The 19,266-nt window shown below is 65.8% G+C and carries 20 protein-coding genes; 8 read left to right on the plus strand and 12 right to left on the minus strand.

The annotated features are described in order from the left end of the window. Positions 1–19: 19 nt before the first annotated feature. Positions 20–652 (minus strand): ribonuclease HII, encoded by a 633-nt coding sequence (locus tag ACFMPD_RS08865; protein ID WP_380993442.1) that lies wholly within the window; start codon positions 650–652, stop codon positions 20–22. Positions 653–744: 92 nt separating this feature from the next. After that, positions 745–1,254, minus strand: a complete 510-nt coding sequence (locus tag ACFMPD_RS08870; protein WP_380993443.1) for a hypothetical protein — start codon at positions 1,252–1,254, stop codon at positions 745–747. A 202-nt stretch (positions 1,255–1,456) separates the two neighbouring features. On the opposite strand from ACFMPD_RS08870, the gene ACFMPD_RS08875 reads away from it, so the two are divergent. Both ACFMPD_RS08875 and ACFMPD_RS08880 read left to right on the plus strand, forming a co-directional pair. Beyond that, on the plus strand, positions 1,457–1,771 hold the full coding sequence (locus ACFMPD_RS08875; RefSeq protein WP_380993444.1) for a hypothetical protein: 315 nt from the start codon (positions 1,457–1,459) through the stop codon (positions 1,769–1,771). After that, positions 1,743–2,444 (plus strand): winged helix-turn-helix domain-containing protein, encoded by a 702-nt coding sequence (locus ACFMPD_RS08880; RefSeq protein WP_380993445.1) that lies wholly within the window; start codon positions 1,743–1,745, stop codon positions 2,442–2,444. Before ACFMPD_RS08875 ends, ACFMPD_RS08880 begins: the two co-directional genes overlap by 29 nt. Positions 2,445–2,480: 36 nt before the next feature. Here ACFMPD_RS08880 and ACFMPD_RS08885 read toward each other — a convergent pair whose 3' ends face one another. The 4 genes from ACFMPD_RS08885 to ACFMPD_RS08900 are packed head-to-tail and all read right to left on the minus strand — an operon-like array spanning position 2,481 to position 4,411. After that, positions 2,481–3,167 carry a 5-formyltetrahydrofolate cyclo-ligase gene (locus ACFMPD_RS08885; protein WP_380993446.1) on the minus strand — a complete coding sequence of 229 codons (687 nt, stop codon included), beginning with the start codon at positions 3,165–3,167 and terminating at the stop codon, positions 2,481–2,483. Further along, a complete protein-coding gene (locus ACFMPD_RS08890) occupies positions 3,164–3,598 on the minus strand; it encodes a DUF488 domain-containing protein (protein WP_380993447.1) in 435 nt (144 codons plus the stop codon). Before ACFMPD_RS08890 ends, ACFMPD_RS08885 begins: the two co-directional genes overlap by 4 nt. After that, entirely contained in the window at positions 3,595–3,930 is a 336-nt protein-coding gene (locus tag ACFMPD_RS08895; protein WP_380993448.1) for a carboxymuconolactone decarboxylase family protein, read from the minus strand. The genes ACFMPD_RS08890 and ACFMPD_RS08895 overlap by 4 nt, the downstream gene beginning before the upstream one ends. 28 nt (positions 3,931–3,958) lie before the next feature. Next, the gene (locus tag ACFMPD_RS08900) at positions 3,959–4,411 is read right to left on the minus strand and encodes a group III truncated hemoglobin (RefSeq protein WP_380993449.1); all 453 of its coding nucleotides are present in this window, start codon (positions 4,409–4,411) and stop codon (positions 3,959–3,961) included. 99 nt (positions 4,412–4,510) lie between these two features. On the opposite strand from ACFMPD_RS08900, the gene ACFMPD_RS08905 reads away from it, so the two are divergent. The 5 genes from ACFMPD_RS08905 (at position 4,511) to ACFMPD_RS08925 (ending at position 9,564) form a co-directional block, all read left to right on the plus strand. After that, positions 4,511–4,933, plus strand: coding sequence for an Rrf2 family transcriptional regulator (locus tag ACFMPD_RS08905; RefSeq protein WP_380993450.1), 423 nt, complete (start codon positions 4,511–4,513; stop codon positions 4,931–4,933). Positions 4,934–4,970: 37 nt separating this feature from the next. Further along, positions 4,971–5,204, plus strand: coding sequence for a hexameric tyrosine-coordinated heme protein (locus ACFMPD_RS08910; RefSeq protein ID WP_380993451.1), 234 nt, complete (start codon positions 4,971–4,973; stop codon positions 5,202–5,204). Beyond that, the gene (locus ACFMPD_RS08915) at positions 5,186–5,473 is read left to right on the plus strand and encodes a DUF6522 family protein (protein WP_380993452.1); all 288 of its coding nucleotides are present in this window, start codon (positions 5,186–5,188) and stop codon (positions 5,471–5,473) included. Before ACFMPD_RS08910 ends, ACFMPD_RS08915 begins: the two co-directional genes overlap by 19 nt. 687 nt (positions 5,474–6,160) lie before the next feature. After that, entirely contained in the window at positions 6,161–8,467 is a 2,307-nt protein-coding gene (locus tag ACFMPD_RS08920) for a hypothetical protein (RefSeq protein ID WP_380993453.1), read from the plus strand. A gap of 32 nt (positions 8,468–8,499) precedes the next feature. After that, the gene (locus ACFMPD_RS08925; RefSeq protein ID WP_380993454.1) at positions 8,500–9,564 is read left to right on the plus strand and encodes a TAXI family TRAP transporter solute-binding subunit; all 1,065 of its coding nucleotides are present in this window, start codon (positions 8,500–8,502) and stop codon (positions 9,562–9,564) included. A 98-nt stretch (positions 9,565–9,662) separates the two neighbouring features. On the opposite strand, the gene ACFMPD_RS08930 is transcribed toward ACFMPD_RS08925, so the two are convergent. Both ACFMPD_RS08930 and ACFMPD_RS08935 read right to left on the minus strand, forming a co-directional pair. After that, positions 9,663–12,221 (minus strand): AAA family ATPase, encoded by a 2,559-nt coding sequence (locus ACFMPD_RS08930; protein ID WP_380993455.1) that lies wholly within the window; start codon positions 12,219–12,221, stop codon positions 9,663–9,665. 178 nt (positions 12,222–12,399) lie between these two features. Further along, positions 12,400–13,281, minus strand: a complete 882-nt coding sequence (locus ACFMPD_RS08935; RefSeq protein WP_380993456.1) for an SDR family oxidoreductase — start codon at positions 13,279–13,281, stop codon at positions 12,400–12,402. 134 nt (positions 13,282–13,415) lie between these two features. On the opposite strand from ACFMPD_RS08935, the gene ACFMPD_RS08940 reads away from it, so the two are divergent. Next, the gene (locus ACFMPD_RS08940) at positions 13,416–14,048 is read left to right on the plus strand and encodes a class I SAM-dependent DNA methyltransferase (protein ID WP_380993457.1); all 633 of its coding nucleotides are present in this window, start codon (positions 13,416–13,418) and stop codon (positions 14,046–14,048) included. Between the two features lie 43 nt (positions 14,049–14,091). On the opposite strand, the gene ACFMPD_RS08945 is transcribed toward ACFMPD_RS08940, so the two are convergent. The 4 genes from ACFMPD_RS08945 to ACFMPD_RS08960 form a co-directional block, all read right to left on the minus strand. Further along, positions 14,092–14,883: a carnitinyl-CoA dehydratase gene (locus ACFMPD_RS08945; protein ID WP_380993458.1), complete on the minus strand. Its 792-nt coding sequence runs from the start codon at positions 14,881–14,883 to the stop codon at positions 14,092–14,094. Further along, a complete protein-coding gene (locus ACFMPD_RS08950) occupies positions 14,880–16,904 on the minus strand; it encodes an acetate--CoA ligase family protein (RefSeq protein ID WP_380993459.1) in 2,025 nt (674 codons plus the stop codon). The genes ACFMPD_RS08945 and ACFMPD_RS08950 overlap by 4 nt, the downstream gene beginning before the upstream one ends. 271 nt (positions 16,905–17,175) lie before the next feature. Continuing rightward, a complete protein-coding gene (locus tag ACFMPD_RS08955) occupies positions 17,176–18,336 on the minus strand; it encodes an acyl-CoA dehydrogenase family protein (protein WP_380993460.1) in 1,161 nt (386 codons plus the stop codon). Then, positions 18,321–19,190: a sterol desaturase family protein gene (locus ACFMPD_RS08960; protein WP_380993461.1), complete on the minus strand. Its 870-nt coding sequence runs from the start codon at positions 19,188–19,190 to the stop codon at positions 18,321–18,323. The genes ACFMPD_RS08955 and ACFMPD_RS08960 overlap by 16 nt, the downstream gene beginning before the upstream one ends. Positions 19,191–19,266: the final 76 nt, after the last annotated feature.

A 19,266-nucleotide genomic window follows, 5' to 3' on the forward strand; every position in this document is an offset into this window, starting at 1 on the left:
CGTCAAATTCTTTTTTGAATCAGTCACTTATAGATTTTTCTTGATACAATATATTGTGCACCGGCTTGAACGAACGTCTATGGTGTGGGGTCACCCCCAGATTTATGAGCGCCAATCTGTGACTTTTTGACGGATAACCCGCATTGGTCTCCCAGCCGTAGCCGGGGTGCTGTTGCGCCAAATCCACCATGATCCGATCGCGGCAGGTTTTCGCCACGATTGAGGCCGCGGCAATCGACACCGATCGCGCGTCGCCCTTGACGACGGCCTGCGCCGGCAGGCTCAGCCCGCGCGGGATCATGTTGCCGTCGATCAACAGGTAATCCGGCGCCGGGTTCAACCCGGCCACAGCGCGCTCCATCGCCAGATGGCTGGCCCGCAGGATGTTCAGGCTGTCGATCTCGGCGACACTGGCATGGGCGATGCTGATTTCGGCCTTTTGCCGCAACTGCGCGTCCAGCGCCGCGCGCGTCCGCGCCGTCAGCTTCTTGGAATCGTTCAGGCCCGGCGGCGTGGCGTGCATGTCCAGAACCACCGCCGCCGCGGTGACCGGCCCGGCCAGCGGGCCGCGCCCGACCTCGTCAACACCGGCAATGCGCAGGTAACCTTGGGCCCGTGCGGCCCGTTCCAGACTGTCATCGGGATTCTGCATACCCCTTGCTGGACCAGAGCAAGGGGCCGGCGCAACCCCCAACCGTCCGGGGCCGGCGCCGGGTTTCTGGCCGGCACCCGGGCATGGGTGGCTCAGTCCGGCACGATCCGATAGCCGCGTTTTTTCAGACAGCCGGGTGCGTACCCGACCCGTACCATGTTGCGGGTCTCGAACCGCACCCGGCAAGCCTGCGGCAGCGCCTTGGCAAAACGATAATTCTGCTGCAGGCAGCGCATGCCCAACATGCGGCGCGGCCCGCCCCGGGACCCGTGGTTGCGCAGACACCGGGCCGGCAGGTCATACCGGACGACCGACTGTGGCAGCGGGCGCGCGCGCCGGTGCTGCGGGTTCCGGGCCTGGTAATCCTGGTTCTGATAATCCTGGTTCTCGTAGTCATATGGCGGGTGCCGGGACACGGTCTGCTGGTTGTCGTCGCGGCTGCTGCGAATCGCGGCGCCAAGAATGGCAAAGGCGGCCAGCCCGGCCAGAACACGGGCCACGTCGGCCTGGTCGGCGCGGGCCGGCACCGCCGTGACCCCGGTGATGGCGATGGCGGTCCCGACGATCAGGGCAATGAATTTTCGATGCGCGGCGGTTCTCATGACGGTATTCCTTGTCTGGCGGCAGGGCTGGGTTGCCCCGACCGGGGCTATCTGTGAAGGCACCGATCAACGCGACCAGGCCGTGCCCAAATCTGGTGCGGGGTCGCAAAGACAGGCAATATCGCCCGCCTGTTATCGCATATCAGTCCTGCAAACCCCGACGGTTATTGAATAACCGCGCGTTCATGCGCAGGGTGGTGGCATGACAAAAAAGCTTCTCCATCTGGTATCGGCGCTGCTGCCGGCCCTGTTTCTGGGCCTGTGGCTGAGCCTGCCCGGACCCGCCTACGCCGCCGATTGCTATGCCGATTACAAGGCCAAGCAGGACGCGCCCCTGCGCCTGCATTATGGCGTCATCCAGCTGAACGGCCCCTGCAAGCCCGGCCCCGCCCGAAACGAGGCGGCCGCGCGGCTGGCGCAGGGCGGCTGGACGTTGCTGAACCTGTTGTCGCTGTTCGGCCCCGAGGGATTGCAGGAAAGGAAAGCCGATGCCGGGCCCTTCTATCTCCGTTTCTGAGGCCCGCCGCTCGGGCAGCCGTGTCGTCGCGCTGGGCCTGTCGGCCATCGTACTGGTTCTGGTGGTCGCCGGAGCCGTGCTGCTGCTGACGCTGCCGGATGCCAACGCCTTCAATGCCCGGGTCGAGCGGCTGTTCATCGAGAACGACCTGACAACCCAGGCCGAAATCCGGTTGCTGGAGATCCTGGCGCAATCGGGCACCGCCTTTTCCGACACGCTGGCCAGCTATCGCATGGTGATTTTCGTGCTGCTGGTCTTTGCCACCGCGCTGCTGATCGCGGCGCTGGTGTTTCTGCTGATGCTGGTGACGCTGAACCGCCGGATGGTCCAGATCGAGCGGGCCGGCATTCAGGTCACGTCCCTGCTGATCAGCCGCGAGGAAAAAACCGTCTATCTGAACAACATGGATTTCAAACTGACCGCGGCGGCGATGGAGACCCTGGCGGTCCTGGTCGAGGCACGGCTGGATGACGATGTCTTGTCAGGCGCGCAGATCGAAGCGGTGGTCTCGGGCCGCAATGCCGCCGATTGCGACGAAGCCGCCGGCGCGACCCGCATCAAGCGCCTGCGGGACACGCTGGGCAACCAACTGGTCAGCGCGTTGCTGGTCAAGACGATCACCCGTCGCGGATATATGCTGGCCATCGACAAGGACGTAATCCAGATGGTCTGAGGGCGATCGCCTGCGCCTCGTCCGTGGCACCCTGGCTTAGCCGGCGGTCTGCCATTGCAGCCCGTCCTCGGTGACGATGGCGTCCAGCCTGACGTCATGGGGTTGGGGATAGATCGTCGGCATCTGCGCATCCTGATACCCCACACCGATCGCGCGGGGGGCCGGGCGCAACGCCGCCAGGCTGCGGTCGAAATAGCCGCCGCCATAGCCCAGACGATAGCCCTGCCCGTCCCAGCCGACCAGCGGCGCCAGGCAGATCGCCGGAGTCACGGTCCGGTCCGTATCCGGCTCCAGAATGTTCCAGTGCCCGCGCCGCATCGGGCAGCCCGGTGTCCAGGGCCGGAACACCAGGGGCGCCTCCCGCTGCGCCACCACCGGCAGGGCCACGATCGCCCCCGCCGCAACCAGCCGCGCCATCCACGGCCGCAGATCCGGTTCGGACCTGATCGGCCAATAGCCCGAGATCACCCGCCCCGAGATGTCGCCGAAACGGCTGGCCATCAGGGCATCCAGATGCGTTGCAAGGGTCGCCTCGATCTGGCGCCGGCTGTCCGCGCTAGGGCGCGCCGCCAGCCGGTCGCGGCGCTGCGCGGTGCGCCAGCGCGCCACATCGCGGGCCTGGGCCGGGTCCACCGCAAGCGGGTCGAAATAGTCCGGCGCGATCTCGGCGGCCATGCAGGGGGGCGAGGCATAGGATGCCCCCTGATCGTCGCGACCGGTCATGACCGAACCTTTTGCGCGGCCGCGCCTTGGTGCCCGCATATGCCGTCCTTCCGTGCCACCCCGTTGTCAGTCAATCGCCGCGCAATATAGTCCCGCAGCAGCCCGGCATGGCTGCGCGCCGGATCCCGAACAGCGGTCAGAAAGGTCACCGGGCCTGCGCGGCACCAGTCGGCAACCTCTTGCACGGCCTCTGGCGCGGCATCCAGTTCGGCACGGTACCGGGCGGCGAAATCCGACCAGCGGTCGGGGTGGTCGTGATACCAGCGCCGCAACTCGGCGCCGGGCGCGGCCCTTTGCAGCCATCCCTGCAGCGCCAGATCGGCCCGGGACAGGCCGCGCGGCCACAGCCTGTCGATCAGCAGCCGGGCGCCCACCGTGGTGTCGGGCGGATCATAGACTCGCGCCAGATGAATGGCATCAGCTATGGTCACCCGTCATCCTCCGGCATCAGATCCAGCGCCTTGACCGAATGGGCCACCGCGGCCCCCGCGCGCATTTCAGCCGCGACCCAGATCGCCTCCATGACCTGTTCCGCACTGGCACCTTCGCGGCGGGCCGCCTTGACGTGACCCTCGATGCACCAGGGACATTGCGTGACATGCGCCACAGCCACGGCAATCAACTGCTTGGTCCGCCGGTCCAGCGCGCCGTCGGCCAACACGGCCTTCGAGAAGGCACGAAAGGCGGCTTCGGCGTCCGGCGTCAACGCCGCGCGCTTGTCGGCATGGGCGCGGGTGGCTTTGGGATAGGTCAGATCGGTCATGGCGGAGCCTCGTATCTCATCGGTGATTTCACAGGGTCGGAACGGCTCCAATTGCGGCATCGCTATGATCCCGCACGGCCATATGCAGCGAACGCGCGATGCGCTCGGCGCGCTCGACCACATGGGCTGCGCCCTTGGGCGTACAGGTCTCCCGCGCAGTCTCGCGGAACAGCGCCAGCCAGCGGTCGAAATGTTCCCATGTGACCGGCAGGGTCTGATGCGCCGGTACCGGGGCACCATGATAGCGACCGGTCATCAGGGCGACCGACGACCAGAACGCAACCATGCGTTCCAGATGCGGTTCCCAGTCCTGAATGCGTGCGGCAAAGATCGGCCCCAGCACCGCATCGGCGCGCACCTTGTCATAAAAGCCGTGCACCAGTTGCGTCAGACGGGCTTCGTCCAGCCCGGTCTCGGCCATCAGGGCTGCGGTCATGGCCGGCCTGGCCGACAGGATCTGCGGCTGCATGTCGTCCGACATCGGACACCTCCTGATTCACAAGCCCCGCCGATTGGGGGTTGCCTCTAGGGGTAATTCAGTTAATAAGTATTGTAAATACCTATTCATTGGAGAATCTGGATGCGCCTGACCTCGTTCACGGATTTCGGTCTGCGGGCACTGATGCGCATCGCCAGCGATCCGGCGCGTGGATTTTCGACCGCCGAACTGGCCGATGAATTCGGCCTGTCGCGTCACCACCTGAGCAAGATTGTCCAGCGTCTGGCCCGTGGCGGCATCGTCACGACCCGGCGCGGCGGCGGCGGCGGCGCCACCCTGGCCCGTCCCGCCGAACAGATTCGGCTGGGCGACGTCGTGCGCCTGTTGGAAAGCGACCAGGCATTGGTCGAATGCTTTGCCGAAAATGCCGGCGAATGCTCGATCGCGGGGTGCTGCCGGCTCAGGGCGCGGCTGCGCTCGGCGGAATCGGCTTTTCTGGCCGATCTCGACCGCTCGACCCTGGCCGACATCGCGCTACCGCAACTGGCCCCCAGCGCTTCATGATCCGAACCGTCAGACCCAAACAGGAAAGGCACCAAACATGGACAACTGGCTACCGTCAATGATCACGGAAAACCCGCAACAGGGGTACGAACTGGCCGTGAAGCTGTCGCGCGTCGCGGTCAAGCTGACCCAGCCCGACGCCGACATCCGCGACAAGCTGCGCCCGGTCTACGCCGAGGATGCCGCGTCGCTGATCGCGGTCAGCCAGGTGGTCGCGACCCATTTCGCCACCGTCGCCGCCGCCAACGGCTATTGGCGCGACCCGAAATGACCGGCGTCACCCCGACCGAGGACGGGTTTGTCGTCGACGCGCAAATCCTGGGCGACGGGTTTGGCCTGGACCCCGCCAAGGTGCCGGAACTGATGCGGGCCGGCGCCATCACCAGCCGCAGCGAGACCGGGCAGGACACGGATGCGGGCCGGTTTCGCCTGACCTTCTTTCACCGCGGGAAAGGCCTTCGCCTGACCATCGATTCGCAGGGCGAAATCCTGGGTCGCTCATCCTTTGCCGTTCCCGATCGCGAGGCCGGGAAGCAATAGGCCGGGTTGGGCTGGTCTGGCGCCCGGTCCACCCGGGAACCAGCGACATCATGTCCACCATGCGCCGCGCGGGACCTGGACCAGCCAGCAGGCGGACGCGCACCGATCCACCGGATTGGCACGTTCCGGCAACGCCGGTGCGCGCGTCAGCGCCGCGGCCCGGCATCAGCGATTGCGTCCCCGCCATTCGCCGGCAGATCACACGAAGGGCCGTTTGCTTTTCCACCAGATGGTTAACGATGAATATCAGATGGTTGCAGGAGCCGACGCCAAGCCCGGGCCAGGCGCAGCGGCGGACAAGCTCCTGAACCGCCGAAGGTGCAAGCAGACGATCAACGGGGTCGGCTGACGAACAGTCCGCCGGAACGCAACGCGCCGCGGAACCATGCCCCGCACCCCCGGCCAGCAGCAAAACGCGCCCACCGGCTTGATGGTGTTGCCCTGCAATCAGTGGCACAAACGAGTCGATAAAAGTTGTGTAAAACGTGTTTTGTGCAATTGTTGCAGAATATTTCGGGAGTGGATTTGATGCATGTCTTGGTGCGGAAACCGCATGTTGCGCTGATTTTGTCTCTGCTGGTTTTCCAGCCCCCCGGGGCTGCCGCCCAACAAACGGGCCAGTCATCGGGATCAGATCAATCCGACGCGGCGGCCACGCTATCGGAACAGGCGGCGTCGTTCCGCCGAATGATCGCCCTGCTCGAAGAAGACATCGCCGCGCTGGAAGCCGAAATCGCCGAGGCAAGGACCGAACGCCAGATCGAGGACAAACGCCTGAGCCTGGCGCAGCAGGCGCTGGCGGATGCCCAGGAGCGCCTGAATGCGGTGGCCCAGACCGCCCGCGCCGAAGAGGCCGGATTGGCCCAACTGACAGCGCAGCGCGACGCACTGCGCGACGAAATCGCGTCGGCCGGGGCCGAACTGGCAGATTTGCGCAGCCAGGCCGAGGCCAGCCGACCCTCGGCCGAGGCGGTGGCCGAACTGGCCGATGTCAGCGCCGCCATCGAAACGAAGCAGGCCCGGCTGACCGAGTTGAACAACGCGTTGACGCAGGCGGAAACCACACGCGACGCGGCCCTTTCGCAACAGGCCGAAGTCCAGCAGCAACTGACCAAGCTGACGGCGGCATTGGGCAAGGCGAAAAAGCAGCTGGAACAGACCGAAAACGACAATATCCGCTTGGCCGCGGCCGGTGCCGATGTCGAAAAGGCACTGCAGGACGCGACCGAAGCCAAGACCAAGGCCGAAGCGGATGTCGCAGCGCTGACCGGTCAGGCCGACGACCTGAAGGCGCAGGTCGAACTCGGGCGTCAGGACTTGGCGGCGTTGACCGAACAGGCCAAAACCCTGCGCCGCGAGATCGAAACCGGCCAGCAGGAGCTGACAGCGCTGACCAGGGACATCGAGACGCAACAGGCGGCGCTGACGGCGGGCAGAAAGGAACTGGCGGCGCTGCAGGAGCAACAGGCGCAGGCCCGCTCGGCCTCGGCCGACCAAGCGGCCCGGGGCGGTACTCTGGCAGAGCTGGACGCACAGATCGCCCAGCGGCAGACGGAATTGGCGGCGGTACAGGCCCGCGAAACCGAATTGCGCGGTCAGACCGACGAACTTGCGGCCCAGATCGAGGCGCAGCAGCAGCGCCTGGCCGCATTGCAGGACGAAGAGGCGCAACTGCGCCAAAGCCTGGCAGCGGCAGACGACACTCTCAAGGAACGCGAGGCATCACTTGCCGCACAAACCGCCCTGGCCGAGACCGCGCAGGCCGAAAGGGATGCCGCTTTGGCCGAGTTGGATGCGGCCTTGGCCGAGAAACAGGCCGCCCTGCAGGCGCTGGATGCAGACCATACCGACAAGACCGCCGCGATTCAGGCCGTGCAGGCCCGGCGGGACGAGGCGCAGGCCCAGTTGCAACAGGCCCAGACCCAGACGTCGGCCCTGCAGGCGCAGATGCAGCAGTTGCAGGCCGACCTGACCGAAAAGACCGAGGCGCTAGAGCGGATCGAGACCGAGACCGCCGCCCTGACATCGAAAAAGGGCACGGCCCTGGCCGACATGGATGCCGAACTGGCCGACCGGATCGTCCAGGCCGAAGCCGCCGAGGCGCGGATCAGCGAGGCGCAGGCGCAATTGCAACAGGCGGAAACACGCGCTGCCGAGGTGCAGGCACAGATCGACGCATTGCAGGCGTCGCTGGCCGAACAGACCGCGGCGGCCGACAGCCGCAAGGCTGAAACCGCCGCGGCGCGGGCCGCTTTGGACGCGGAACTGGCCGATAAAACCGACCGGATCCAGGCGGCCGAAACGCGTTTGGCCGAAGCCCGGGAACAGACGCAGCAGACCGAGGCCCAGGCCGCGGATTTGCAAAGCCAGGTGGCGACGCTGCAGCAACAGCTCGACGATCTGCAAAACCGCCGGAAACAGGCCGAGGGCAGCCAGAGCGAAACCGAAGCGCAGTTGCAGGATTCGGTGGCCGATCTCGGCCGTCAGGAACAGGCATTGCAGGCCACGCTGGCGCAGACCAAAGACGAGGCCGACGACCTGACCCGGCAGATCGAGACCGACCGCGAGGTGGCCGCGCAGTTGCTGCAACAGCGCGATGCCATGCAGGCCGGGCTGGCAAAGCTGCAGGCGGATCGCAGCGACGGCGAAGCCCGCCTGCAGGCCCTGCGCCAGCAGATCGCCGCCGCGGAAAGCCGGCTGGCCACGGTGCAGCGTCAGACGGCGGCGGCGCAGACCGCCATCTCTGCCCCCCCGCCGGAACCGGCGGCGGCCGCCCAGGCTGCGGCCAAAACCGGCGCGCCGCGCGACGCGACCCTGGTGGCCGAGGCCCTGCGCAAGGCACCGGGCCTGCCCGATCTGCGCAGCCCGCGGGCGGCGCAATTGCAGGAACTGCTGGTACAGGGGGTCTGTCCGACCGATGCGCTGCGCAGCGCGTTCGGCAGGATCAACCGCCAGACCCTGGTTGCGCTAGTGCGCAGCCTGGGCCCCTGCTGACGCAACCAACCGACTGAATTGGAGAAGAGAGAATGAAACCAGCAAGACCCCTTCTGATCCGGGCGGTGACACTGGCCTTTGCGCTTGTGGGCCTGCTGTCGCCCGCGCAAGCGCAGGAATTCCAAAAGAACATCCTGACCGGCGGCCCCAGCGGAACCTATATCCAGTTCGGGCGCAATATCAGCGAACAGGCCGCGAAATGCGGCGTCACCCTGAACGTGCAGGAAAGCGCCGGCTCGCTGGAGAACTTTCTGGGCGTGCGCAAGCGCCGTCATACCCAGCTGGGGATCGTCCAGTCCGACGTGCTGGAATATCTCAAGACCTTTGCCGCCGACGATCCCAGCGTGGCGCGGGCCATCCGCGGCGTCCGCATCGCCTTTCCTCTCTATAACGAAGAGGTGCATATCCTGGCCCGCCGCGAGCTGAACGGGCTGGCGGATCTGGCCGGCCGCAAGGTCGCGATCGGTGTCGAGGACAGCGGCACCTTTCTGACCGCCTCGCTGGTGCTGGATCTGGCCCAGATCGAACCGGCGGAACGCCTGACGATCAATGCGGAATCTTCCCTGACGGCCTTGCTGGCCGGCGAGATCGACGCGTTCTTTTACGTCGCCGGGGCACCGACAAAGATCTTTCAGTCACCACAGATCGACGCTCAGCGCTTTCACCTGCTGCCGATCAGCGATCCGACCCTGCAGGCGGTGTATCTGCCGGGCACGATCCCGGCCGGCTCGTATCCGTTCCAGCCGGACAAGGTGGATGTGATCGCGGTCAAGGCCGTTCTGATGACCTATGAATACGACCCGCGGCGCAACTATTACCACCGGGCCAGTTGCAAGGCCGTGTCCGACATTTCCAATGTCATCGCCTCGCGTTTCGGCGAATTGCGCGCCACCGGGCACCCCAAATGGCAACAGGTCGATCTGAACGATCTGCCCCCGGGCTGGAGCATCGGCGGCTGCGTCAATACCGGGCTGGCCGAAGACTATAGTCTGAGCTGCGAGGGGGATGCACCCGCTGCCGGCTCTGCGGCTTCGGCACCGGAAAGCCCGGCCAACTCGGCCTATCGCAAGCGGATCTGCGCCTCGATCGGCTGCTGACGAAACGCCGCCCCGGGTGGCGTTGCATTGAAATCGCAGGGGCCGCCGGGCGCCTGCGATTTTTTCGTGTCGGCCTGGCGGCGGCACGCCGGCGCCGGTCAATCGGTTCGGGTTTCCCTGTCGGGCGCAGCCAGCGTGACGGTGATGTCCCCCGGCAGCGGCACCTCTGAATCAGGGGAACTGGCCGAAACGCGTTCGGCTCTTGCGTCGCTACCGATCAGGCCGGCGATACGCTGGGCGGCCATTCTGTCGGCCTCGTAGGTATATCCGATGACAATGGCATTGTCGGCACCGCCGGTCGCCGGACTCTGACGGGCGGCAAAGGCGATGCCTGCAGCGCCCAGCGCCTCGGTCACCGCCGCGACCCGATCTTCGGCCATGCCGGCGGGCACCGCCAGATCGACGCGCGGCATCAGACCCGTGGGACCCTCTGGCGCTGGCAGTTCCACTACCCCAAGGCCGCGCCATTCCGACACGGCGGACCGACCGGTTGCCGGATCGGCGGCCACGACCCGCCACATCTGCGCCGCGCCAAGATCCGGCAGGCGCAGGGCGGAAAGGGCCTGCGGTGGCAATCGGCGCAGCGGTGCGTCAGCACCCGGGGCCAGTTCCAGCACATAGACCGCCGGATCAGCGCCCGTGCCGCTGGACCAGACGAACTCGCCGCCGCCATCCGGCGCGATGCTGGCCGCCAACAGCCGAGGTGCGGTCAGTTCGCCGCCCTGTTCGGGCGCGCCAAGTGCCGCCAGACGCCGCCTGGCGCTGCGCACCGAAGGGCTGGCCAACTCGTACCAGGCCCGCGCCAGCGCCAGATCGCGCGGCACGCCGACGCCGGATTCGTGGATCTGGCCCAGGTAATAGGCGGCCTGGGCCTGCCCGCGCAGGGCCGCACGGGCAAATCCGACCACCGCCGCTGGATCGGTCGGAAGCGTGCTCAGCGCCTGCTGCAACAACGCCGCCCCGTCGTCCGAACTCTCGGGGTCGGTTTCAATGGCCTGACGCTGCGGTGCCTCGGCGGACGGGGGGGCCGGCTCCTTGGCGGCGGGGGCCGCGACGGCAGCGACCTTGGCGGCCTGTTCCACAGCGGCCTCGGGCGTTGCCACATCCGTGCTGTCGCGCACAGGAACAACCGGGCCGGATGCCGCATCACCGGCCGGGATATGCGGTGATTGCAACAATCGCGGCACGCCATAGGCACCGGCGGCGGCCAGAACCAGCAGGGCAGCGTAAAGCGGCCTGCGCCCCGCGCCCCAGCGCCGGCCCGTTTCAGGCGATGCCGCCGCCGAGGCCGGTTCAGCCATTGCGGCGGGGTCGGTTCCATCGCCCGGATCAGAAGAAGCGTCAGCGGGACCCGGATCGGCTGTCGCCAGCGTTGCATCCAACCGCAACGGCGCAACGGCGGCCGTCGCCTTTTCGTCCGGCGCGGACGCGGATGGCGACGGGTCGGGCGGCTGTGGATCCGTTTTTCCCTCGGTGCCGATTGCCGGCTCTGATGCCTCGGCAGCGGCGCGTTTGGCGACCGTGTCCCAGCGCGCCAGCGACCGGGCCATCAGGGATTCCAGGAGCTGCGCCTCGTCCGCCTCCTCTTCGCCTGTTGCCTTTTTCGATTGCGCGGGGGGCGGTTCCGGCGCCGCGTCGGGTTTGACGGCGTCTGGTTCGGCCGACGCCACCACCGGTTCCGGCGCGCTGGTGTCCGTGGACAGCACTGAGTCAAATTGTGGCAACCCGGACACCAGTCGGAAGCGATGCGTCCCGCGCCCCTTGCCACCCGTCCCCGGCGCCGGGCCGGGATCTGTGGTTACCACCGCCGGATCCGCGTCGGACCGGCTGAGCGGCATCGGCAGATGCGCCATCATGCCGCTTTCGGCGGCTTCCTGCAGGAATGTCTCGAGATACGCGCCGTCGATCCGCTTGATCCCGTCGCCATAGGCCGCCACCAGCGCCAGTTCGCAGATCACGTTGATCAGCCGCGGCACCCCGCCCGCGGCCACGTGGATCTGGTCCAGCGCGGCCTCGTCGAAAATCTCGTCGGTGCAGCCGGCGACCCGGAGGCGATGGCGGATATAGTCGCGGCTATCCTCTTGCGACATCGCGCCCAGATGAAAGGCGGCGCCGACGCGCTGGGCGATCTGGCGGTTGTTGTGCTGCTGCAGCCGGTCGCGCAGCTGCGGCTGGCCCACCAGGAACAGCATCAGCAGGGAATCCTTGCCCGCATTGATATTGGTCAGCATGCGCAGCTGTTCCAGATCCTCATCCGAAACGTTCTGCGCCTCGTCCACGATCAGAACGCAGCGCCGTCCGGCGGCGTATTCCGCCACCACGAAATCCTGGAACCGGCGGAACTGGGCAACCTCGGAGCCCGACGTGTCAAGGTCATAGGCATTCAGAATCCACTGATACAGCCCATCCATTCCGCTCCAGAAATTCGAGATCAGACCGATGGTCATGTCCTCGGGGGCCTCGGTCAGAAATTGCTGCAGCAAGGTGGTCTTGCCGGTTCCGACATCGCCAGTCACGACGGTGATCGGCACCAGCTGTTCGATGCCAAAGGCCAGGATGCTGGCGGCGCGCCGGTGTTGTTTGTTCCAATAGATAAAGGCCGGATCCGGCGTGATCTTGAACGGTTGAATGTCAAAGCCGAAAAACGAATTATACATGGCTGAAATCCGGCAACCCGTGTGAAAACCATACTCCTGCGGCAAAACGCCGAACGCGCCGAGGCGTGCGCCGCCGCACAGTTCGCTCCGGCACCATGTCCCGGAGCGATCCCATCGGGTTCAGGTTAGCAATCACACCGGGCAAAGACAATCGACGCGCAACCGCGGTCCGGACCGGTCAGCCCGACCCGGCCGGCTCGGGGGCGGCTGCCATCGCCGCCAGCCCTTCGCGATAGGTCGGATAGATCAGCCGAATGCCCAGTTCACGCTTGATACGGTCGTTGCGCACCCGCTTGCTCTCGGCGTAAAAACTGCGCGCCAGCGGCGTCATGTCGGCCTGCTCGAAGGGGATCGCCGGCGGCACCGGACGGGACAGCAGACGCGCAGCATGGGCGATGACCTCTTGCGGCGGTGCCGGATCGTCGTCGCAAAGATTGTACACCGCCCCCGGATCAGGCCGGTCGATCGAGGCCAGCAGCGTCTGGGCGATGTCCTCGACATGGATGCGGGAAAACACCTGGCCGGGCTTGATGATCCGCCGCGCCGTGCCGTTGCGGACCTTGGCAAAAGGGCCGCGACCCGGCCCGTAGATGCCCGCCAGACGAAAGATGTGCAGCGGCAGGCCCGGCACCGCGGCCCAGGCCTCTTCGGCGGCCTTGCGCCACTGGCCGCGCAGGGTGCCGGGGGTCAGCGGCGTTGTTTCGTCGACCCAACCGCCCTGATGGTCGCCATAAACACCGGTGGTCGACAGATATCCGGCCCAGCGCAGGCGGGGCGCCCGGTCCTCGATCTGAGCTCGCAAACGGGTCAGAACCGGATCGCCACCCCGGCCCGGCGCGATCGAAACCAGAAGCTCGGTCGCCTCGGCCAGCGCCGCCAGGACGGGGGCCGGGTCCGTTTCAGCAGGAAACAACAGCGGCTCGGCCCCCGAGTCGCGCAGCGGCTGCGCCGTGTCGGCGCTGCGCGTGGTGCCGATGACGCGCCAGCCCCGCGGCACCAGCAGCCGGGACAGCGCCTGTGCGGAATAGCCATGCCCGAAGGAAAGCAGAATTCGTGTCATGCCCCTAGTTTGGCCGCGTGGCCGGCAATTACAAGGCCCATACACATCCCAGCCAGCCGGGTCTGGGCGTGGCATTCCGACGCCGGTTTCCAACGTCGCTTGATCGAATCCCGGAAACCGCCTTTGATTGACGCATGAATAATGACACACCCAACCTGAAATCCGCCTATGCGATGAAGACGCCGCAGGACTCAAAGCGGCTCTATGCCGAATGGGCCGGCGACTATGACACCTCCTTTGCCGCGCGCGAGGATTATCAGCTGCACATCCGTGTCGCCCGCGCCTTTGTCGCAGCGGGTGGGCAGGGCCCGGTTCTGGACGTGGGGGCCGGCACGGGGTTATGCGGCGCGATCCTGGCTGATCTGGGCGTCGGTCCGATCGATGCCACCGACATCAGCACCGAAATGCTGGATCGGGCAATGCGCAAAGACATCTACCGCGATGCCATCGAAGCCGATCTGAATATCGGCATTCCGGCCCCGCCCGACAGCTATTCCGGCATCGTGTCTTCGGGCACGTTCACCTTTGGCCATGTCGGCCCCGACGGCATCGACGCGCTGTTGCGGGTGGCGCGGCATGGTGCCCTGTTCGCCCTGTCGATCAACGCCCGGTATTATGAACAGGCCGGGTTCGCCGCGCGGTTCGAAACCCTGTTGCAGGGCCGGATCCATTCGCTGACCCTGCGCGAAACCCGCATCTATGGCGATCTGGCCACCGGCGAGAACAAGGACGACATCGCGTTGATTGCGCTGTTCGAAAAAGACTGACCGCATCGCCCTGAACCGGCCACGGCATGGTTGGTCTTGGCGATCAGCGACCCTTCCAGACCGGATCGCGTTTTTCGGCAAAGGCCCGGGCACCCTCCAGCTGGTCCTCGGACGCATAGAGCACATCGACGCTGCGCAGCTGACGTCCGGTGATCCGGTTCATCGCATCCTGAAATCCGGAATCTTCGGCGTCTCGGACGATCTCCTTGATGGCGGCGTAGACCAGAGGCGGACCACCGGCCAGCAGCCGCGCCAGTTCCCAGGCCCGCTGCATCAGCCGGGCGGCGGGCAAGATTTCATTGACCAGCCCCCAGCGATGCGCCTCGTCGGCGTCAAACCAGCGCCCGGTCAGCAGCAATTCCATGGCGATGTGATAGGGGATGCGCTTGGGCAATTTGATGCTGGCGGCATCCGCCACCGTGCCCGAGCGGATCTCGGGCAGGGCAAAGGTGGCGTGATCGGCCGCCAGGATCAAGTCGGCGCTCAGCGCCAGTTCCAGCCCGCCGCCACAGGCAATACCGTTCACGGCGGCAATCACCGGCTTGTTCATGTCGCGCAATTCCTGCAGCCCGCCAAACCCGCCGACCCCGTAATCGCCATCGACCGCATCGCCCCCGGCCGCCGCCTTCAGATCCCATCCCGGGCAAAAAAACCGGTCGCCCGCGCCAGTCAGGATGGCAACGCGCAGGTCGGGATCGTCGCGAAACGCGCGGAACGCCTCGCCCATGATCCGGCTGGTCTGCAGATCGATGGCATTGGCCTTGGGACGATCCAGCGTCACCTGCAGGATCGCGCCGTCGCGCCGGGTCTGGATCGGAGACGTTTGCGTGTTCATTCCTGTGCCTTTCTGATCAGCGCATCCACCGCAACCGCCCGGTCGGGCGTGCAGATCAGCGGGTTTATCTCAACTTCCCCGACGGTTTCGGCATTGGCAACCACATAGGATTGCACCGCCATCACCGCGCGCAGGATGGCCGGCATGTCTGCTGGCCGGCGTCCGCGATAGCCCTGCAGCAGTGGCGCGCATTGCAGGCGGTTCAGAGCCTCCTGAACCCGCGCGGGAGGGCTGGGCACCAGCAGGTGTACGCTGTCGCGCAAGATTTCCGTCAGAACACCGCCTGCGCCCAGCGTCAGCACATAGCCATGGGCCGGATCGCGCACCACACCGACCAGCAGTTCGGCAACACCGTCCGGGACCATCTCTTCGATCAGAACTTCAGGCGAACCGATCTGACGGGCGGCACCGGGCAGGTCTTTGGGCTGCAACCCCAGTTGCACCGCGCCAAGGTCGGACTTGTGCGCCAGCCCAACCCCCTTGAGCGCAAAGGGCGGCACCAAGCCCGCAACCGCCTCGGGCAGGGCGGCAGCGACACTGACGACGCGTCCGGCTGGAACCGTCAGACCATGTGCCGCCAATGCGGCTTTGGCCTCGGCCTCGCTCAGCACCAGATCCGGCTCGGATCGTCCGGGCAACAGCACCGGTGAGGGTGTATCGGCCGGCAGGACATGTGCGGCGGCCTCGGCGGCGGCCAGCGCCGCATGGAGCCCGGCCAGCGGCGCGACTCCCTGCGCCATCAGCTTTTGGGCTACCGGCTCGGGCATCAGCTCTGGCAGGCTGGCAACGACGGCAAAGGGGCGTTGTGTGTCCCGCCGCGCCCGGATGGCGGCCTGTGTCGCCGCCTCCCAGTCGCTGGCATCCGTGTGCGGATAGTCGACGATGCTGACCGTAAGGTCGATATCGCCGCCGGTCATCGCCGTCCAGGCGCGCGTCATCGCATCCGTGTTGCGCCAGATATAGGTATGATAATCTAGCGGGTTGGCCAGAGCGACCAGTGGCCCCAGCACCCGCCGCAAGGCCGATCTGCGGGCCGCCCCCAGCTTGGCAAAGCGCAGATCGCGCCCGGCGGCCAGATCCGCGATCAGGCTGGCCTCGCCCCCCGAACAGCTGATCGAAGCGATGCGGTTTCCGCCCAAGGGCCCGTAACAATGCAACAGTTTCAGCGTTTCGATGAACTCGGGCAGGTCCGGCAGCCGGGCGATGCCCAGCCGGTCCAGAAAGGCCTGCGCGCCAGCATCGTCGCCGGCCAGCGACGCGGTGTGTGAAACCGTTGCCTGGCGCGCCTGTTCGGAGCGCCCGACCTTCAGCGTCACCAGCGGCACGCCGCGTTCCCGCGCCTTTTCTGCCAGACCCTCCCAGGCGCGCAGATCGCCGAACCCCTCGACATGCAACCCAATCGCCGTGACCCGGTCATCATCCAGCAAAGCCGCCGCCAGCTCCGCCTGGCCGGTCTGGGCCATGTTGCCGCAGGTCACCAGATAGGCAATCGGCAGCGCCCGTTTCTGCATGCTGAGATTGATCGCCATATTCGAAGACTGGGTCAGGATCGCCACGCCGCAAGGCACCGGGCGCATGCCATGCTGATCCGGCCAGATCGCCGCCCGATCCAGGGCGTTCACAAACCCATAGCAATTGGGGCCCAACAGCGGCATCTCTCCCGCCGCCCGCACCAGTTGCGCCTGCAGGTCAGCGGCACCGCCATCCTCGGCCGCAGCCTCGCGAAAGCCGGATGCAAAACACACGGCACCCCCTGCCCCCAGCTCTGCCAGGGTCGCAACCGTATCGACCGTCGCCCGGCGATTCACACCGACAAATGCCGCATCAATCGGTCCCGGCCAGTCCTGCAGGCACCGAACCGAGGGCAAGCCGGCAATCCGTTTGCCATCCGGATGAACCCGAAAAATCTCCCCGGCATATCCGACCCGGCGCGCCGCCGCCATGATCGCGGCGCACCACGGCCCACCACCGACGACGGCAACGCTGTGGGGGTTGAACAATCGTTTCAGATCCCGCGTCATGCCAGCGACTCGCTTGAATTCACGTGTCGCATGCCTCCGGCAGGGATATTTTCGGCAAGAGGAAAACACGATTTATTAACTTCAGAACGCCATCCTGCCTGCACGGTACAGGCGGGGACGCCGATGACCGTGCAAGGGGAAAAGGCCAACCCTTTTCCATGGGGGGCGGTCTGATAGCCGTCCCCTTTTCCTCTTGCGCCAAATATCCCGGGGAGCGCGAGGGGCTGGCCCCTCGCATCCGTCGGATGGGCACAGCCCATTCGAAAACGCATCACGCGCCCAACACCCGCAGCAGTTCACGGCTTATGATGTGGCGCTGGATTTCGCTGGTACCGTCCCAGATCCGCTCTACTCTGGCATCGCGCCAGAACCGTTCCAGCGGATAGTCGTCCATCAGCCCCATGCCGCCATGCACTTGAATCGCCGCATCGGTGACCCGCCCCAGCATCTCGCTGGCATAAAGCTTGGCGCTGGCGATCTCGCGATTTGCCGTTCCTCCCCTGTCCAATCGATCCGCCGCCGCCAGGGTCAGCAGATCGGCGGCATCGATCTCGGTGATCATGTCAGCGATCTGAAAGCCGACGCCCTGGAACCGACCGATCTTTTGACCGAACTGTTCCCGCGTCGCGGCATAGTTCAGCGCATAGTCAAACACCCGGCGCGCGCGCCCCACCGACATCGCCGCCACTGTGATCCGCGTCGCGTAAAGCCAGGTGTTCATCACCGCAAAGCCGCCATCGACCGCGCCCAGAACTTGGGCATCGGACAGCCGGCAATCGTCAAACTCCAGGATCATGTTCCCATAGCCACGGTGACTGACCGATTTGTACCCGTCGCGAATGGTAAAGCCCGGCATGCCACGGTCGACCAGAAAAGCTGTGATGCGTTTTTTCCGCCCGCGTTGTGTCCGGTCCTCGCCGGTCGCGATGAAGACGATAAAGAAATCCGCGTGTTCGGCGCCAGAGATGAAATGCTTGGTGCCGTTTACAAGCCAGTCGCCACCATTGCGGACCGCACTGCAAGTCATGCTCCGGACGTCCGAGCCCGCCCCCGGCTCGGTCATGGCCAGCGCGTCCATCCGCTCGCCCCGGACCGCCGGCATCAGATAGCGCTCGATCTGGGCACCCTTGCAGGCCATCAGAATATTCTGCGGACGGCCAAAGAAATGCGTCAACGCCATCGATCCGCGCCCCAATTCGCGCTCGACCAGAGCAAACTCCAGATGGGTCAGCCCGGCACAGCCGACGCTTTCGGGAAAATTGCAGGCATAGAACCCCAGATCGAGGGTCTTGCGCCGGATCTCCTGCGCGATCTCGGCCGGCACGGTACCGCTGCGCTCGACCAGATCCTCGTGCGGATAGATCTCGTTCTCCACAAAGGCACGCACGCTGGCGGCGATCATTTCCTGTTCTTCGGTCAATCCGTATTGCATGGGGTTCCGATCTGTTGCTGCGGATGTCGCCTGAGGCCAGCCTCAGGAATATATCCGGGTCTTGCGCGCCCGGATCGCGCGTGACGCCGTTTTCGAACCGCCGCAAAACGTGCCGAAGCGGCGATCCCCGGGCTCTCCGGATTGCCGTAACTGCATTCGAAATAGCGATCCTGCCGCCGATGATAGACCGTGGCCAGAACTGGCCGGCACCGGTCGCGGATCAGCGGGTTCTCGTACCCGGCACGGGTCATGGCCGCCCCGGGAGCCCGATAGATTACGTGAAAGAACAGGTGGATCGGGCGTAACGGCACCAGCCATTGGATGCACAGGGCCGACAGATACCGCAGATGTTCCAACGGATGCATCGACAGGCCTGACAGCGGGCCGATTTTGACGTTGCGGTGATGCAGCGCGTGCACCTGCGCATAGAGAACCGGGCGATGCAGCAGCCGGGGCACCCAAAAGAAAAGAATGGCCGACCAGTTCGGGATCAGCACCGGCCAGAACAGAAACCAGACCGGGGAACCGACAAAGGTGATGAACTGCGCATATCCGGTGGCCATCAACAACACGGTCACCGCCTGAAACGCGGACACTTGCCCGACCCGACTGGTCAGTGTCCGGAACATGTTTTCGCGCACCCTTTCCGGAAAGTCGAACGGCCGGTTGTTCCGGGCCGGAACCGGGTGATCGACTTTCGACCGCTTGCCCTGCCCTTTGCGCATGTAGAAATACCAGTGCAGGCCGCCGGCGCAGGCCAGCATCAGCCCCAGAATGGCCAGCCAGATCCGCAGGTTCCAACCGGGTGCAAAAAACCGGGCGTCCTGCAGGGGTGGACAGAGCCAGGTCCGCACGGTCCTGCAAATGCACGCTGTTCCGATGCGCAGCCGTATCCGCCATGGCGTCGCTCCTTTCTGTCCTTGCCTTGAT

It is taken from the genome of Sedimentitalea sediminis (assembly GCF_042687825.1).
Lineage (GTDB): Bacteria > Pseudomonadota > Alphaproteobacteria > Rhodobacterales > Rhodobacteraceae > Sedimentitalea.

What these genes read in the sequence shown, in the direction of transcription:
- ACFMPD_RS08950 (WP_380993459.1), bottom strand. Translation starts at nt 16,904, where the DNA reads ATGACGCGGGATCTGAAACGATTGTTCAACCCCCACAGCGTTGCCGTC.
- ACFMPD_RS08905 (WP_380993450.1), top strand. Translation starts at nt 4,511, where the DNA reads ATGCGCCTGACCTCGTTCACGGATTTCGGTCTGCGGGCACTGATGCGC.
- ACFMPD_RS08875 (WP_380993444.1), top strand. Translation starts at nt 1,457, where the DNA reads ATGACAAAAAAGCTTCTCCATCTGGTATCGGCGCTGCTGCCGGCCCTG.
- ACFMPD_RS08945 (WP_380993458.1), bottom strand. Translation starts at nt 14,883, where the DNA reads ATGAACACGCAAACGTCTCCGATCCAGACCCGGCGCGACGGCGCGATC.
- ACFMPD_RS08955 (WP_380993460.1), bottom strand. Translation starts at nt 18,336, where the DNA reads ATGCAATACGGATTGACCGAAGAACAGGAAATGATCGCCGCCAGCGTG.
- ACFMPD_RS08885 (WP_380993446.1), bottom strand. Translation starts at nt 3,167, where the DNA reads ATGACCGGTCGCGACGATCAGGGGGCATCCTATGCCTCGCCCCCCTGC.
- ACFMPD_RS08935 (WP_380993456.1), bottom strand. Translation starts at nt 13,281, where the DNA reads ATGACACGAATTCTGCTTTCCTTCGGGCATGGCTATTCCGCACAGGCG.
- ACFMPD_RS08925 (WP_380993454.1), top strand. Translation starts at nt 8,500, where the DNA reads ATGAAACCAGCAAGACCCCTTCTGATCCGGGCGGTGACACTGGCCTTT.
- ACFMPD_RS08865 (WP_380993442.1), bottom strand. Translation starts at nt 652, where the DNA reads ATGCAGAATCCCGATGACAGTCTGGAACGGGCCGCACGGGCCCAAGGT.
- ACFMPD_RS08870 (WP_380993443.1), bottom strand. Translation starts at nt 1,254, where the DNA reads ATGAGAACCGCCGCGCATCGAAAATTCATTGCCCTGATCGTCGGGACC.
- ACFMPD_RS08930 (WP_380993455.1), bottom strand. Translation starts at nt 12,221, where the DNA reads ATGTATAATTCGTTTTTCGGCTTTGACATTCAACCGTTCAAGATCACG.
- ACFMPD_RS08940 (WP_380993457.1), top strand. Translation starts at nt 13,416, where the DNA reads ATGAATAATGACACACCCAACCTGAAATCCGCCTATGCGATGAAGACG.
- ACFMPD_RS08900 (WP_380993449.1), bottom strand. Translation starts at nt 4,411, where the DNA reads ATGTCGGACGACATGCAGCCGCAGATCCTGTCGGCCAGGCCGGCCATG.
- ACFMPD_RS08895 (WP_380993448.1), bottom strand. Translation starts at nt 3,930, where the DNA reads ATGACCGATCTGACCTATCCCAAAGCCACCCGCGCCCATGCCGACAAG.
- ACFMPD_RS08880 (WP_380993445.1), top strand. Translation starts at nt 1,743, where the DNA reads ATGCCGGGCCCTTCTATCTCCGTTTCTGAGGCCCGCCGCTCGGGCAGC.
- ACFMPD_RS08920 (WP_380993453.1), top strand. Translation starts at nt 6,161, where the DNA reads ATGATCGCCCTGCTCGAAGAAGACATCGCCGCGCTGGAAGCCGAAATC.
- ACFMPD_RS08910 (WP_380993451.1), top strand. Translation starts at nt 4,971, where the DNA reads ATGGACAACTGGCTACCGTCAATGATCACGGAAAACCCGCAACAGGGG.